General features: G+C 44.6%; 12 protein-coding genes and 1 other RNA gene. 8 read left to right on the top strand and 5 right to left on the bottom strand.

Features of this window, described 5'->3' with window-relative positions:
• Window positions 1-158: 158 nt before the first annotated feature.
• Window positions 159-1,079 carry a class I SAM-dependent methyltransferase gene (locus AZI87_RS05395; RefSeq protein WP_063205364.1) on the bottom strand — a complete coding sequence of 307 codons (921 nt, stop codon included), beginning with the start codon at window positions 1,077-1,079 and terminating at the stop codon, window positions 159-161.
• A 59-nt stretch (window positions 1,080-1,138) separates the two neighbouring features.
• On the opposite strand from AZI87_RS05395, the gene AZI87_RS05390 reads away from it, so the two are divergent.
• Window positions 1,139-1,963 (top strand): Bd3614 family nucleic acid deaminase, encoded by an 825-nt coding sequence (locus AZI87_RS05390; RefSeq protein ID WP_063205363.1) that lies wholly within the window; start codon window positions 1,139-1,141, stop codon window positions 1,961-1,963.
• On the opposite strand, the gene AZI87_RS05385 is transcribed toward AZI87_RS05390, so the two are convergent.
• A complete protein-coding gene (locus tag AZI87_RS05385; RefSeq protein ID WP_063205362.1) occupies window positions 1,938-3,521 on the bottom strand; it encodes a PAS domain-containing hybrid sensor histidine kinase/response regulator in 1,584 nt (527 codons plus the stop codon). The genes AZI87_RS05390 and AZI87_RS05385 overlap by 26 nt on opposite strands.
• 218 nt (window positions 3,522-3,739) lie before the next feature.
• On the opposite strand from AZI87_RS05385, the gene AZI87_RS05380 reads away from it, so the two are divergent.
• Window positions 3,740-4,141 carry a four-helix bundle copper-binding protein gene (locus AZI87_RS05380; protein WP_063205361.1) on the top strand — a complete coding sequence of 134 codons (402 nt, stop codon included), beginning with the start codon at window positions 3,740-3,742 and terminating at the stop codon, window positions 4,139-4,141.
• A 61-nt stretch (window positions 4,142-4,202) separates the two neighbouring features.
• Here the strand turns inward: AZI87_RS05380 and AZI87_RS05375 are convergent, their stop codons facing one another.
• Window positions 4,203-4,664, bottom strand: a complete 462-nt coding sequence (locus AZI87_RS05375) for a fibronectin type III domain-containing protein (protein ID WP_063205360.1) — start codon at window positions 4,662-4,664, stop codon at window positions 4,203-4,205.
• A 98-nt stretch (window positions 4,665-4,762) separates the two neighbouring features.
• Between AZI87_RS05375 and rnpB the strand changes: the two genes are divergently transcribed.
• The 6 genes from rnpB to AZI87_RS05345 all read left to right on the top strand — a co-directional run bounded on the left by rnpB (window position 4,763) and on the right by AZI87_RS05345 (window position 13,438).
• An RNA gene (rnpB, locus tag AZI87_RS05370) (RNase P RNA component class A) lies at window positions 4,763-5,148 on the top strand.
• A gap of 94 nt (window positions 5,149-5,242) precedes the next feature.
• A complete protein-coding gene (locus AZI87_RS05365; RefSeq protein WP_063205359.1) occupies window positions 5,243-6,553 on the top strand; it encodes an alpha/beta fold hydrolase in 1,311 nt (436 codons plus the stop codon).
• A gap of 122 nt (window positions 6,554-6,675) precedes the next feature.
• Complete coding sequence (locus tag AZI87_RS05360; RefSeq protein WP_081112135.1) at window positions 6,676-8,271, top strand: YiiX/YebB-like N1pC/P60 family cysteine hydrolase; 1,596 nt, start codon at window positions 6,676-6,678, stop codon at window positions 8,269-8,271.
• Window positions 8,272-8,280: 9 nt separating this feature from the next.
• Window positions 8,281-9,480: a hypothetical protein gene (locus AZI87_RS05355; RefSeq protein WP_063205357.1), complete on the top strand. Its 1,200-nt coding sequence runs from the start codon at window positions 8,281-8,283 to the stop codon at window positions 9,478-9,480.
• Window positions 9,477-11,528, top strand: coding sequence for a phospholipase D-like domain-containing protein (locus AZI87_RS05350; RefSeq protein WP_063205356.1), 2,052 nt, complete (start codon window positions 9,477-9,479; stop codon window positions 11,526-11,528). The genes AZI87_RS05355 and AZI87_RS05350 overlap by 4 nt, the downstream gene beginning before the upstream one ends.
• An 83-nt stretch (window positions 11,529-11,611) precedes the next feature.
• Entirely contained in the window at window positions 11,612-13,438 is a 1,827-nt protein-coding gene (locus tag AZI87_RS05345) for a M3 family oligoendopeptidase (protein ID WP_063205355.1), read from the top strand.
• Here the strand turns inward: AZI87_RS05345 and AZI87_RS05340 are convergent.
• Both AZI87_RS05340 and AZI87_RS05335 read right to left on the bottom strand, forming a co-directional pair.
• On the bottom strand, window positions 13,435-13,836 hold the full coding sequence (locus AZI87_RS05340; RefSeq protein WP_063205354.1) for a hypothetical protein: 402 nt from the start codon (window positions 13,834-13,836) through the stop codon (window positions 13,435-13,437). The genes AZI87_RS05345 and AZI87_RS05340 overlap by 4 nt on opposite strands.
• Entirely contained in the window at window positions 13,826-15,082 is a 1,257-nt protein-coding gene (locus tag AZI87_RS05335; protein WP_063205353.1) for a C1 family peptidase, read from the bottom strand. The genes AZI87_RS05340 and AZI87_RS05335 overlap by 11 nt, the downstream gene beginning before the upstream one ends.
• Window positions 15,083-15,115: the final 33 nt, after the last annotated feature.

Genomic DNA, 15,115 nt, shown 5'->3' with positions numbered 1-15,115 from the left:
GTATTTTTGTTTGGAAAAGGGGGGTTCTAGGTCCTTTTGACCCCCCATGCAAGAATTTTCTTCAGAGAATTTACGGCGGTCAAACCTAGATATTCTGCTCTAAAGCAGTGTCCGCTCTGAACTGCGCCCAGAGCGGTTTTCGACAGGAAAATTGTGTTTTATTTGTGTTTTATCTCGAAGCAGTTGTGGATTTTTTTATCGTGGAAGTCTTGGGGTATGGATTCTTCGGTCAAATCTTTCACGGTGTATTTGGCCTGAATTTGCTCTGACAGCTTAAACTTTCTTTTGTTGTTGGAAAAATAAAGGACTCCACCTGGCAAAAGAAGGCTCATGCAGGCATTGACCAGAAAATCTTGATCTCTCTCCACCTCAAAAGTGTCTTCCATTTTTTTGGAGTTTGAAAATGTTGGCGGATCCAAGAAGATCATGTCGTACATAGGGTTGTTTTGGTTCAGGCGCAGCCATTCCAAAACATCAGCATTCACAAACGTGTGATCTTCTGGATTGAGCTTATTCAAACTAAAGTTCTCTTGAGCCCAGCGCAGATACGTTTGCGACATGTCGACACTGGTGGTTCTGGCGCCCGCAAGGGCGGCAAAAACACTGACCGACCCTGTATAACAAAACAGATTCAAAAACTTTTTGTCTTTAGCGGTTTTAAAGACCTTTTGGCGCATAGGGCGGTGATCTAGGAAAAGCCCGGTGTCCAAATAGTCATAAAGGTTCACTTTGAGAACAGCTTGGCTTTCTTGCACCATAAAAGTCTGACTTTTTTCACTTAACTTTTCGTATTGCTTAAGGCCTTCCTGACGTTCGCGCTTTTTGATCACCATATGCTCGTCATCGCTTTTAAAAAGAGCCTTTAAGGCTTCTGTGACGTGGGGAAGATGATTTTTGTCTTTATCGCGAACCGCATCGCTTTTGTCATAGATCACGTAGAAGTCTTTGTAGATATCGACGATAAAAGGGTACTCAGGAATATCACGATCATAAAGACGAAAAGCCTCGATTTTGTTGCGATCGGCCCAGCTTTTCAGCTTTTTGTAGTTCTTTTCTAGACGGTTCTTGATCATATCCATGGCGTGATTCCTGTACGGCGGTTTTAGACAAAAATACGTCTTTATGGTACCAATTCTTTATGTTGGCGCAAAATCGGGCAGAACACCTAGCATTTTTACTTAAAAAACCGGGCTTCGAACTCGCTTTTGTCGAGCACGATGGTCATGTTTATTTTGCGCACTACAGTCAGGACGCGGTCACGCCTTCATCGGCAGTGGTTAAGCTTCTTCAGGGCCTCTTCGATCGCTTTGTCGATCATAGCTTCTTCATTCTTAGAAACCGCATTTTTACGACGGCCCCGCTCACGGAAATGTGCCGTGGAATAATTAAGGTTGTTGCTAAAAGGGCGACCGACTTAATCATCCCGCGCAACCACCACCTGGATGTCCAGTCGCAGTTTTCTGAAATCGGTCCAGCCGAAGTGAACGTATGGCCTTCGACCCACTTGCCAGAACCGGTGTTTACGCGATCTCAAAGTCTGTTTGCGGGAGGCGCATTGAATGAGAACTTAATTACCTTGAGGCAAACCGCCCTTTCCTTGGCATCACAGGTACCACGCGGAGAAATCCTGCACGACTATGACCGGGATATTGCCGCTGTTCTCGTCGATGCGGAAGGCCACCTTTTAAGCTTTGGAGTGAATGCAAACTCGAAAAATAAAACCCTGCATGCCGAAGTGAACCTGTTACAGGGTTTTTATCGAAGAAGGGCTTCGAAAATCCCGGCACACGCCATTCTGTATTCGACTCATAAGCCCTGTAAAATGTGTGCGGGAATGATTTATCACTGGAGTGAAGACCCCGCGTCCTTGCGGGTTTATTATACGGTCGAAGAAAAAGGCTCATTATCCAGAGAGACCATTTTGGATAAGATGAGCCTTAATAAGCCATTTCCTGCTCTGTAAAAGTCGCAAGAATTGTTTTCAGCAAAGTGTCTTTGCGGATCGGTTTGGACAAATGTTTATCGCATCCGGCTTGCAAACTTTTTTGAACGTCTTCAGCGAAGGCATTCGCTGTACAAGCAAAGATTTTCGTAACGGGACGATTCATCTCTCTTTCCATTGCGCGAATGCGGCGAGTGGCTTCATAACCGTCCATTTCGGGCATCTGAACGTCCATAAAGATAATGTCGAAATGTTCTTTTTCAACCAACTGAACCGCATCGACGCCGCTTTCTGCATAAGAAATTGAATGTATCGTGTTCTGTAAATAGATCCCGAACAAGGCACGATTATCATCAACATCATCGACGATCAGAATTTTTAAGCGTTCTTTAGTTAAACTATTTCTAAGATCTTCTTCTTTTCTTTTTTGCGGAAGCTGCGCAAAGTTATTGAGCTTTTCCAAAGTCGGTTTTAGCGTCGCGGTGAAGTAGAACACGCTTCCCATACCCACTTCACTTTCAAGCCAGATTTGTCCTTGCATCATTTCGACAATGTTTTTCGTAATCGAAAGACCTAGCCCGGTCCCTCCGTATCGACGAGTGGTGGTCGGGTCGGCCTGTGTGAATGGTTGGAAAATATCTTTGAATTTAGATCGCGAAATTCCAATGCCCGTATCCGCTACGCAGAAAAGAACGTTTCCGGGACGAGAAGTGCGGTTGCGAGTCACCCGCAACGAGATTTCTCCACCGTGTGTGAACTTGATCGCGTTATTTAAAAGATTCATAAGCACCTGGCGAAGACGGTCCGCGTCCCCAATGTAGAAAGAATCCACGTCGGGATCGACTTCAATGCTTAGCCTCAGGCCCTTTTCTTTTGCACGGAATCCTAAGACGGAAGTGAGATCATCCAAAAGCTTCTGCAAATGGAACGGCAGCATCTTTAGTTCCATTTCACCGGCTTCCACTTTGGAAAGATCCAAAACGTCGTTGATGATTGTCATCAGCTGATTGTTCGCGCGCTGAAGGATCTCAACGAAGGAAGCTTGTTGGTTATCCAACTTCGTTTCGGCCAAAGTATCTGTGATCCCGATGATCGAGTTTAATGGCGTACGAATCTCATGGCTCATGTTCGCCAGAAAAACGGACTTAGCATAGGTCGCCGCTTTGGCTTTTTCGGCCGTTGAAGCGAGTTCTTTATTTTTCTTCTCTAAGTTTTCGGCCAGGCGTTTTTTCTCGGTGATGTCGATCACCATTTTGATGATCTTCATCACTTGACCGTTAGGATGACGAACCGGTGTGTAAGAGCCCTGGATCCAAACCTCTTTTTTAGTTTTTGTGACCCGTTTGAATTCACCGATCTGCGTTTGCCCTTGAGCAAGTTGATACCACATTTGTTGATAAGAAAGTTCGTGCTGCGAGTTTTCAGGCAAGAACATAGAGTGGTGTTGGCCTACGATTTCTTCTAATTCGTATCCCATGATGTTCAAGTAATTGCGATTTGCCCAAAGGATAAATCCGTGAGCGTCGAACTCGATCACCGCGTTTGAATTTAGTAAAGCGTCATAGACTTGATTGGTCATGTGACAAGTCTACTGGCTTTGACACTGCTTAATAAAATTACAAAATCGCCTGGGAATTAAAGTTTTGTAATTTCACTTGGCGATTTCGTAAATTTCATCTGTGGCCTTACACATGCTGAATGACAATGGACTTTTGATGTGAATGAAAACTGACAAAATCCTTCGGATTCCTTTCTTCGTTTCCGTATCAGAGGGAAAATAGAAAAAAGGAGGTCGATATGGCTATGAATCAAATCCAAGATAGCGACACGGCCAAGTGTATTAATAACTGCTTAGCCAGTGTTAGAGTGTGTACTGAAACTCTTCATTATTGTTTGCAACAAAAGGGGACGGCCTTTTCCGGCAAGCATATTGCCCTTCTTCAATTCTGCGCGGACGCGTGCAGTATCTCAGCCAAGTTGATGATCGCGGACTCGGAATTTCATCATCAGGCGTGCGAGCTTTCTTTTGAACTTTGTGATGCTTGTGCCATTGAATGTGAACGCTACGAGGACGACGAAGTTTTCGCCAATTGTGCGGAAGTGTGTCGTCGATGTGCTGAATCCTGCCGGGGCATGGCGGGTATGACTGTGCGAATGCCGATGCAGGGGAGAAGCGAAGGGACTCAAGCTCGTATGTGAAAATAAAAAAGCCCTTTGCGAAACAAAGGGCTTTTTATTTTTTTAGATTTTGTAGAAAAAACTATTTCGCTGGAGTTGCAAACATAGAAGTCGCAAAGAAGCTCTTACGGAATGTAGACCAGTTTGCATCAGCAACAGCCGCGACTCTCCAGTAGTAGTGTTTACCAGCTTCCAAACCTGTGGCTTCAAAAGAAGTGCCTTTAACGTGGTATTCGTTAGCGACCAACCATTTAAAGTTAGGATCTGTGGCCAATTGCACGTGGTATTCAGAAGCGCCTTCAACAGCTTTCCATTGCAAAGCCGCTTTATCCGCTTTCACTTCAGAGAAATAAGCAGGTGAAGCGATTTGTGGAGTCGCTGGAACTTCTCGTTTCGCAGGAACTGGTTGTTTTGGTGGGAACAAGGCATTCATTTTTTCAGCCAATCCACCGTGACCGCCGCCACCATGGCCTTCTTCCGCCAAAGACGGAGATGTAAGAGCTAGAGTCAAAGCGAATGCGAATAGAGATACAGCGATCTTCATGGTAAAGTCCTTTTGTAAACGATGCTTAGAAATTAAAATAAAATAGGGGCGATGAAAACCCTCTTGCGCTTTTTGCTGGGGGGTGTTAGAAATCCCCTTCGGTTTTGCGGATGATCGCTCTAATAATACTCTAAATTCTTGAAATTAGAGAGGAAAGTCCGGACTCCAAATGGCAGCGCAAGGGGTAACGCCCCTCGACAGTAATGTCAGGAACAGTGGAACAGAAAGAATATCCAGGACTATGATCCTAAAGGCGGGAACGGGAGCCTTCTGGGGAGTCGCTGGAGTGAAAACAGCCAAACTCTGCGCGGAGCAAGATCAAATAGGGAAGCATTAGTAGGACGGCCAGTCCGTAGCTTTCGGGTAAGATCGCTTGAGGGTGTTAGTAATAGCACTCCCAGAGGAATGATCATCTACGATTATCGGGACAAATTATGGGACCTGGTGATTGGGACAGAATCCGGCTTACAGCAAAACCGTGATCCCGCCTTCCTTCTTAGGGGCACCAAATTTTAGAAAATTTCTAATTTCAGGGCCTTTCCTTGGGAAATAGGGCTTTTTCACTTAAAAAGCTCTTCATGAAAACAACGATTCTTTTAGCGCTCTTATTTTTCGGTTTTTCTGCGCAAGCGGCTTTGACTCTGCCAACTCCTGCGAACTACGAATCCGGTCGTACTCTTTGTCAAAAGACTTACGCTAACTTGATAGCCCATGAAAAAGGAATCTACGTCACCGTTCCTTTTGATTATTCCAATCCTTCTTTAGGTACGACTGACATTTATTCTTATTTTGTCGGTGGAGTTTACGACTCTAGCAAAGAAACGCTTTTGTATTTCACAGGTGGCCCGGGCTCAACGGCTCACTGGGGGCTTTTCCGTCAAGCGATGCCATACAATGTTTTGATTATGGAACAGCGAGGAATCGGCTGTTCTCGTCCTGCGACTTTAGCGCAATATCTAAATCCTGAATTCTATTCTTCTGAAAATGTCGCGCGCGATGCCGAAAGAATTCGCCAGCACTTGGGAATTTCGAAGTGGACCGTTTACGGCATTTCTTATGGCACAGTTCCGGCAACCATTTATTCTTCGCTTTTTCCGCAAGCGACCCGCGCGACTATTTTAGAAGGTGTCGTCTTTGATGGCGAATCGGGATTGTGGGATGCGCCTCATCGCCGCAAACTTTTGCAACGTATGCTGGGAACTTTACCGGCGGAGATTCTTCAGAAATTAGATCAAGTTCATACGCAATACGGTGTTCCCGCGATCTGGCTTTCAAATTACGCACGCACTCAGATGATGTATGACGATGGGTTGAACAAAATCAAAGAACGTTTTTTGGGTTTTACCGACGAAAAAAAATATCAAGAGTTCATCAAAGAAATGGTCTCGATGTTTGAGCCTATCAATTACACTCCGCATGTGCTTTTTATCTCTAATGATATTCCATATTTTATGATTGCCTGTCAGGAACTTGGATTGGCTCTGCCAAACACTAGCACCGCCGACGCTTATAAGAATGGAGTTCTTACGCCGGTTGTGGATACGGAGTCGCAAGCCCACTGTCGTCAACTTCGTGCCGGGACAAAGTCCACTTACAAAGCAGAACGCTATCCTTTGTTGTCGCCTGTGACATACTTTCAAGGATCTGATGACAGCGCCACGCCGTCACCACAGGCGATCAAGCACTACAAAACGGTTCCAAAGGCGTCGAAACAAATTTTGATTCAAGTGCGCGGTGGCCATAATCCAAATTTACAACTTGTTAACACCGAAAACATTCTTCAAACTCAAATCTTTCATATTGCTTTTAAGGGAGAAAAAATCCCGAAATTTTTGGTTAAAGAGTTCAACGAATCCGAAGAAGTGTTTTGGGCCTTCACTAGCAACTAAGTGGACGCGGAAAACGGTGACTTTTCGCACTGAGACCCACGTCTAGAAAGAGTGTTGGGTAACAAGTTCCCATCGGAATGTATCCGAGAAAGATTTAAATTTGACGTATGGAGGAATATTTCATGCGTCGATTGGTCGTTGCTCTTACGGCATTCTCATTGATTCTGGCCTCGTGCTCTTCATTTCAATCATCGAATAGAGCGCCAGCTTCGGCTCAATACTTCGTTGATCCTAAATATTATGATTTTCAAGTTCTGGTTGCAGAGTCTTTGGACTTTCGCGCAGAAGCTTTGAAATTTGCAGAAGCAAAAAAACTCAATGAAAAATCTGATGTTGCGCTGACACGTGAAGAAGGCGAGTGGTTGCGAGAAAAAGGTCGTAAGTATCTTGAGATCCGCAAGAAGCTCATGGATTTGGCGATCAAAGAAGGTGAACTCTTCTTAGGCGAAAACCGCGTGAAGCTAAACGCATACAAAGGCACTTCGTCACAAACAAAAACTCGCCCTGGTCCTTATCGTGGACCGCACGAGGGACAGTCTGTCACTTATACCGTAACTGAAATTGATCCCACAGACAAATTAGGTGAACAGCAGTTCTTCCGCATTCAAATGGCGCTGTCGGCGGCTTTGCTTTTGTTAGATAACTATCTGGTTGCGATCCAGCCTTATAATGATAACTCCGCTCTTCGTTACGTTCTGAACTATGATACAAATGAGCGACGCGCTCTTCAGCAGATTGCGGATTCTTATTCTTCTCCCACACGTCGCACGCAGGTCGAAAAAGCCATTCAGTTTGTAGACGAAGTCATGGCTTGGCGCCGATCAAAAGGAATCGAAACAAGTTCGGAAGAAAGTTTCTTATACGGTTTAAGTCAATCAAGCATCTGGTACTTGGCGGTTAAAAACGGACAAACCAGTTCCAGCTTCAAAGATTCGATTGTGAATTTATGGAACCGACTGACTCTTCGTGGAAAGCGCGGCGTGCGCGCCGTCTCTTACGGAGTCAGCATGGGTTTTGGCAATATGGTTGGCTTAGTGGAAACGCGGAAAGGTTATCTTTACAACATGCCATCCTCAGAAAAAGAGGCCTTAGTGGCAGAGATGAAGCCTTTGGACATTCTGATGGAAAAAACCCCGTTTCGACTTACTGACAAGATGATTCCGGGACATTATGGTCACGTGGCGATTTGGCTGGGAACGGAACAACAACTTCGTGAATTGCAGGTCTGGGATCAAATTCCAAAGAATATTCAGAATAAGATTCGCTCTGGTCATCGCATCGTTGAAGCTTTACGTCCGGGGGTTGAAATCAACACTCTGGAGCATTTCTTAAACATTGATGATTTCTTGGTGATTCGCGATAAACGAAAAATGTCAGACGATTATCGCCGCAAAGCCATTCTGCAAGCGGTGGCGCAAATCGGAAAAGAATATGATTTCAATTTCGACGTCGCGACCCATGAACGTATTGTCTGCTCGGAAATTGCCTATGTCGTTTATGCTGACGTGAAATGGCCATTGGAAGAGATGGTTCGACGCTACACGATCAGTCCTGACAACGTCGCCCAGCTCGCAGTGGGCAACAACCCTGTCTTTGAGCCGGTTATCATGTACTACGGCGGAAAACGTTACTTCAAAGATCTTCCGTTCTCTTTGTCTTTGTTACTAAAGGCGACGGATCAATCATACGCTGAATTTGAAAAATTCCAGAACCTATAGGATGCGTTTATGAGAAATAATTTGCGATGGGCTCTTCTAGCGGGAGCCTCTTTCTTGTGTCTACAATGTACTCATAAAGAGAAGCGGGAGCCAGCAGCGACAAAATCTCTTACTTCCGACGCCGGGGTTGCAGCGGCCGCAGAAATCTTCGGTGGAGATTCGCCGACACAAGCTTATCGTCATCCGCTGAAAATTGATTTTTACACAAACGGCGATAAGAATTATTTATCTAAGACGGCTAGAAAAGCTTTGGAACAAGCCTTGACCGAAAGTCTTTCGGCGGATGTTTCAGAGCAAGCGCTGGCTAAGATTGTTGTGGGGAACCTGAAAGAGTCGATGATCGAAAACTTCGTAAAGACGATGAAGTTTTATAAGATCGTGAATACGGGACTGCAAATTGATCTTACGTTTGTTCCTGAACCCTATCGTAAAGACGACTACGGTCCCGAGCTTTCAAGCAATCAGCCTTTTCGCTTAAGCGATACCGGAAGTTTGAGTCGGAAGTGGGAGACTTTAGAAAAGTCCTCTGTCACCGGATCAATGTATAACAACTCGGTGTATATTCCTGTTAAAAAAGACGCTGACTATATCGGCGGAATCGTAACTCTTTATATTGAGATTCTGGATATGAAACCGGGAATCCCGAATCCGATGAAAAAGGGCGTAAAGGGTTATGTGCGATATCGCCGTTATTATCGAGTGAATGAAGCTTTAAATAAGCCTGTGCAATGCGAAAACTTTATTGCGACGGCCAAAGGGGGCGGGAACGGCGTTCCCGTCTTCTATACGGTGGATCTTTATAAGAACTTCAACCTGAAAAATATCATTCCGACGGATGAGTATTTAGAGGTTTATCCAGGGCTGTTAGCGACCTCCAGCGAGGGCCGTTACGAACTGATGCCAGATAAGTCAGACGCTGCGGGAAAATCCATCCCAACGGCGACATTTATGATTGAGCCAAAGAAAAAGTATTCTGAATTTGTCAGCTTTACGCTCAAAAAAATTGTTTACGATATGGAAAAGAAGGAAATCGATCTTTCTAAAAGTTCTGTGGACCTTGTCGAGTACAATTCTCACAACCAGGATTCTTCATCCCAGAGTCAGGATGCGGCCCTTTCCAATGCAAAACGCCAGTTGCTTAAAAAATGTGAAAAGCCGCTCAGTCGATTCCTGAATCTTGAATCTGTTCTTAAAGGAAGTGCTCTATGAAAAAAACTGTCATCGTCTCTTTAGCATTTCTTCTAGGCTGGCAAGCGCAGGCTCAAAATGTCTCTTTGAAAGAACGCTTGGCTGCTGTCGAGTTTTATAAGAAGAATTTCGATGTTCTCTATTCGGCTGAAGCGTGTCGCCGACCCGAAACTCTTTTAAAGGAGATTCAAAAACTTCCTAAGGCTGAACAAACAAATGCCCGTGCTTTTGTGAAGGCCTATGAGGCTCAAGTTCCAGAATCCTTGTTGCTGCCTTTGGTTTATTGGAAATTTGTTAAAAAGAATTTAAGCAATGAAAACCGTGTTCTGCAGTCATTGCTTCAGTACCGCATGCAGCTTCTGCGTGATTATTCTGAGCATCCACTTAAAAAGGATAAATCTGCGCAGGCGAAGGCACGCACCATGCTAGAAATGCTGGCGACAAAAAGTCAGACGGCATTGTCTTTACAAAGCACAGAGTTGACAGAGGATCTTCGCAAGATATTCCCCGAAATGGATGACTATGTCCTTTCATCAACGGGTCTTATTGCAGGAAACGTTGTCGAAATCGTCAGTCATAATGAAACCTCACCTGAACGTATTCAATGGTTCAACGATCGGGTTATCTTTGCCGGCGGAAAACTGGATTTTAACCAGCCTTATATGAAAATGCCTCTATCGAATGAGGATGAAGGGCATCCTTCATTCAAGGATCCGATGTTTGCAAAGATTCGCGACATGATCATCTCGTCGAAAGAGTCGGTTTTTATTAATATTTTCCTTTTCGGTGGGACGATGGGAGGAACACTTTCCAAGTTTCTTTTAGATCAAACTATCGAAAAGAAAAAAGCCAATCCCAATTTCAAAGTTCTGATCATGCACGACTATGCGACGAACTATAATATGAAGGATGAGATGATGCCGATCTTTAAGTATATTAAAGATCGCGCGCAAGAGCCGGCTTTAAAAGGTTCGGTTATTTTGCTTCAAGCAAATATCCAAAGACATCCGCCCGGAATACCTTTTGGTTTGACAAACTTTGTTCCTAAAACAGAAGAAACATTCAAATCCTTGGAAAAACGCAACACTTACTATGAATCAAAAATTGATCACAGCAAGGTCATTGTTATCGATGCGGAATCAGATGCGCCACAGGCTTACTTTGGTTCAAAGAATTGGACGGATCACAGTGGCGGATATTACTTCGACAACGCCTTGTACGTAAAGGGGCCCGCTGCCGCTATGGTGCAAGCTGCATATTATGATGATGTGGAAGCGGCTTTGACCTTAGATCCTAAAGAAAGAAAATGGTTCTTCTTTAAAGAACAGGGCTTTTCGAACGAGGCTTATCTGCCTCAACGAGAAAAGATTCTTTCTTGGTTTAAACTAAAACGAACTGCGTTTCCTGCAGTGGGAAATCAATATGTTCGTTTGGCGGAAGCTAATGTGGACGGAAAAATCAAAGATACGCGCAACATGCTTATCGACATGATCGCAAACGCCCAAAGCCACATTTATATGGAGCATCTATTCATCTATGACAAATATATCAATGACGCTTTGATGAAGCGTAAAGCTCAAGTGCCATCTTTAAAAATCCGTATTGTGGCCGACCACAATGGGAACTTTAAGATGGGAGGCTTGCCGAATACATTGTTCCTAGGTCAACTGATGGATCATGGTATCGAAGTTCGTGCACGTCGTACCCTGGGAATTGAGGCCCACTTTCCTAACGGCACGAAACAAGAGTACCACCAGGAAAATCATCGTAAAATCACCTCGGTTGATGGGAAAGTTCTTTTGGTTGGTTCGTCCAATCTGAATCCAGATACATTGCAAGGAAGCTTCCGCGAATTTGGAGCTCAGATTTATGACACCGCAGAAATCCGCAAGTTCGAATCCGAATTTGAAGAAGATTGGTCGGATGATAAAAAGATCGGACCTTTCTTCGAAGGGGAGGCTTTGCAGTTAACAATGATGGGCAAAAAGCTTTCTCCCGAACTAAGTCGTCTGTTGAATGACGTGGGCGCAAAATTGATTCGAGCCAAAGACGACATCGAGAAGCGTTAGAGTTAGTTCAAAGTATCACCATGACGCCGAAGAAATATCTTCGGCGTTTTCTTTTTTAACGCCTTGAGATACTATTTCTTCCTATGGAAAAAATGGCTTGGAATATCGAATCAGAGTACCCGTCGTGCACGTCTCCGGAGTTTCAAACGGAGTTTGCTAACTTTGCTAACAAAGTTTCTTTGCTTGAGGACCTTGTCAAATCAGTGCAAAACGCACTAACAAAGGCCTTAGACTCCAACGCGGATCCTGCTTCATCAACGTGTGAGCAGGTTCAGAAAATTCTTTTGGAACGAGACGCTGCCATCGTCCTTTCGATGAACATGGGCACTTATCTGAATTGCACGCTCTCCGTCAACTCTGCGGATGACGTCGCTCAAGGGAAGTATTCAGAGCTTCAGTCTATGAATTCGCGTTTCTGGCAATCTACGATCCCGGTGAATAACTTCTTAAAACGATGTTCGGAAAATTTCTTAAGTCAGGTGTTGGCGCATCCTGAACTGAAGCCGGCAGAATTTTACTGGAAAAATGAAAGAAAAAATGCAGACACGCTTTTAGCGGACTCAGAAGAAGCATTGCTAGAAGCCGTATCTAACCCGGGTTTAAGATCCTGGGGCGAGCTTTACACGAAGCTTAGCGGTTCTATGCGCTGTCACCTTCAGTGGGCCGATAAGACGGAAACAGTGGGCTTGGCTCATGCCAGTTCGTTGACTAGAAACGTCGACGAAAATACTCGTAGGGTAGCGTGGCAAAGTATCCAAAACGGGTGGGCCGAACATAAGCATTCTGCGGCTTTCATTTTGAATTCATTGGCGGGTTGGCGTCATGAAGTGAATAAGAAAAGATCTTATTCTAAACCTGTGCATTTCCTCGATACGTCATTGCACAACAATCGTATCGAAAGAAAAACTTTGGATGCTTTGATGACCGCTTGTCATAACAATCTCAGCGAGACTCGCAAAGCTCCTTTGATGATGGCAAAAATGATGGGGAAGAAAGCTTTAGATCCTTGGGATCTTTTAGCGCAAAGTCCGGTTTCTGGTGGCAAGAAAGAGCGTTCCTACGAAGAGGCTTTGCAGCTGATTCAAGATTCCTTTGCGCAGATTGATCCGCAGATGGGGGATTTTGTGAAGATGATGGCCGACAATCGTTGGATTGAGGGCCGAGTTCTTCCGAACAAACGCAATGGAGCTTACTGCACAGGATTTGCAAAACGTCGCGAGCCGCGTGTATTTATGACGTACATGGGATCAAACAGCGATGTTTCTACATTAGCGCACGAATTGGGCCATGCCTTCCACTCTTGGGCCATGCGTGATTTGCCAAGATCACAAACGGGTTACCCTATGACGTTAGCAGAAACGGCCAGCATTTTTGCAGAAACAGTTTTGCACGATGTTCTGATTGAAGAAGCTCAAAGCAAAGAAGAAAAGATCGAATTCGCGTGGGGAGAAGTGGAGGGAGCGACAAGTTTCCTAATCAATATTCCAGCGCGTTTTGAATTTGAAAAGAACTTCTATGAACAGCGTTTGAAGCGTTCACTAAACGCCGATGAGCTTTCGCAATTGACGGACGAAGCATGGACGAAGTGGTACGGACCGACATTGACTTCGAATGACAAGATGTTCTGGGCGACAAAACTGCATTTCGCTATGGCCGGAACTAGTTTTTATAACTACCCGTATACGTTTGGTTACTTATTTGCGATGAGCATCTATGCTCGTCGTAAAGAGCTGGGTAAAGACTTTATGAAAAAATACGTCGAGATTTTGCGCGATACCGGCCGAATGACAGCGGAAGATTTAGTGCAGAAGCATTTAGGCGAAGACATTCGTCGTCCCGAGTTCTGGCAAAAATCCATTGATGTAATAAAGAACAAAGTTAATGCATTTGAAAAGCTAGCGCTTAGCTAGCGTTTCTTTTGAAGATAGAATTTCAACAGCTCGGAAGTGCTTACAAAGCTTCCGTCTTTGAATTGACAGCGATCGAGCGCAAACCATTCATTGCCGACCTTGAACTCCAGAAGCTCAGGCTTGCCGTCAAGCTTGCGACAGAGATTGAATGCCGGGTTGCTGTTTTCATCGTGGAGTTCAGAAAACTTAAAAAATTTTCGATCATTGAAAGCGGTGGTGCACTTTAGATCTTTACACTCTTTGGAATAAAGCTGATTTTTATCCGAGTTAAAACAGTAGTGAGCTTTGGTTGTTGAGACGATGCCGTTCGTTGTTGAACGAAAACTGCCATCCACGCACCGAAGCTCGGACTGTGCGAAAGAAGAACTGATAAGAATAAATAAGATACTACTTAACATAGTCTAAGAACTTTCCTCTTTGCATAATATCGTTTTTAGGAATCCAGATGTTGCCTTCTTTACACTCATACGCAGGATCATAGCTGCAACCTCGGCCCCATGAGTTTCTAAGAAGATATTCGCATTGTCCGGATTTTTCATTAAAGCGACGACCCACGATCACACTGGCATGCATCTGCGTTTTTTCAGTGTCCCGGCGATCCATAAGGTTGGAAGCGTCGTAACCTAAAGCCACAGGATTACTTTTATTCAGCTGTTCATCAAGATCGCGAATCATCGCTTTCTTGTCGAAGAGATACATATTGTTTTCAGTCTCTAAATTTGCTTTGATGCGCGGATTGCAGGTTTTGTCGGCCAAGTTATCAATGAAATTGCGCGACGAACTCTCACTTAGAACTTTTTGCAGGTCACCTATCTTTACGTTGGGGAACAGAACTCGTGAAGCTTGGTGAAGTTGCACGCAATCCGCTCCAGCGATGCCCAGCTTTTGTCTTCCCAAAGAATCAATTTCTTTAAGCGTGTTCTTCAAGTTCGAACGTGAGTTGTCTTCGCTGGGGAAGTCCTTCTCTAAGCAAAAACCTTTTTGGACGGCGTTATCGATGGCTGAAGCGGTGAAACCACCCTGAAATTTTTCAGCCGTTGATCCAAAAGTTTTCTGAATATCACTGATAATACCGTCGTTATAGGTGACCGCCATATCTGCGGCAGAGATTTTCTTTTTAAGTCTGTATGAGACTAGATCCGCGCCAGCAAATGCATAACACCAACCAATAGAGTCTTGATTTCGCACAGGTCCCATTTCTTTGCTCATGTCGACGCCCGTGCAGGTCTTTCGTTCGCGTGCCGCCGATTTAATACCTTCTTCTTTGTACCGTTTTAAAAAGGCGTCCGTTTCTGCTTGGCTCAGGCCGACGCGTTTTGCATACAGGCGATACTCGGTTTCAAACATTTCGACGCGGCCGTTTTCAGAGAAATTTTTGATGTCATCTTTTATGCGCGACATCTCACCGCGAATGGAAGTCGTTTTAAGTGACTCTAGGAAGTTATCTGAAACACCCATGTTCCGGTTGTTGATATTGCAGGCTTGAAGATCTTTCTTCGTCATATCAACGAGACGAGAGACGTCTCGGTAAGTGTAATTCTGAACGATGAATTTCATCTGCTCGCGCACAGCTTCGCGATCACACTCTTGAGCGTGCGAAAAGCTAGACAAAAGAAGGGCTTGAATAAAGACGAGTAGAATCATCTCCAATTACATCGGCCAATGCGCCGATGTAAT

It is taken from the genome of Bdellovibrio bacteriovorus, from assembly GCF_001592745.1.
Classification (GTDB): Bacteria; Bdellovibrionota; Bdellovibrionia; order Bdellovibrionales; family Bdellovibrionaceae; genus Bdellovibrio; species Bdellovibrio bacteriovorus_B.
This window is presented reverse-complemented; position numbering and strand designations above follow the sequence as displayed.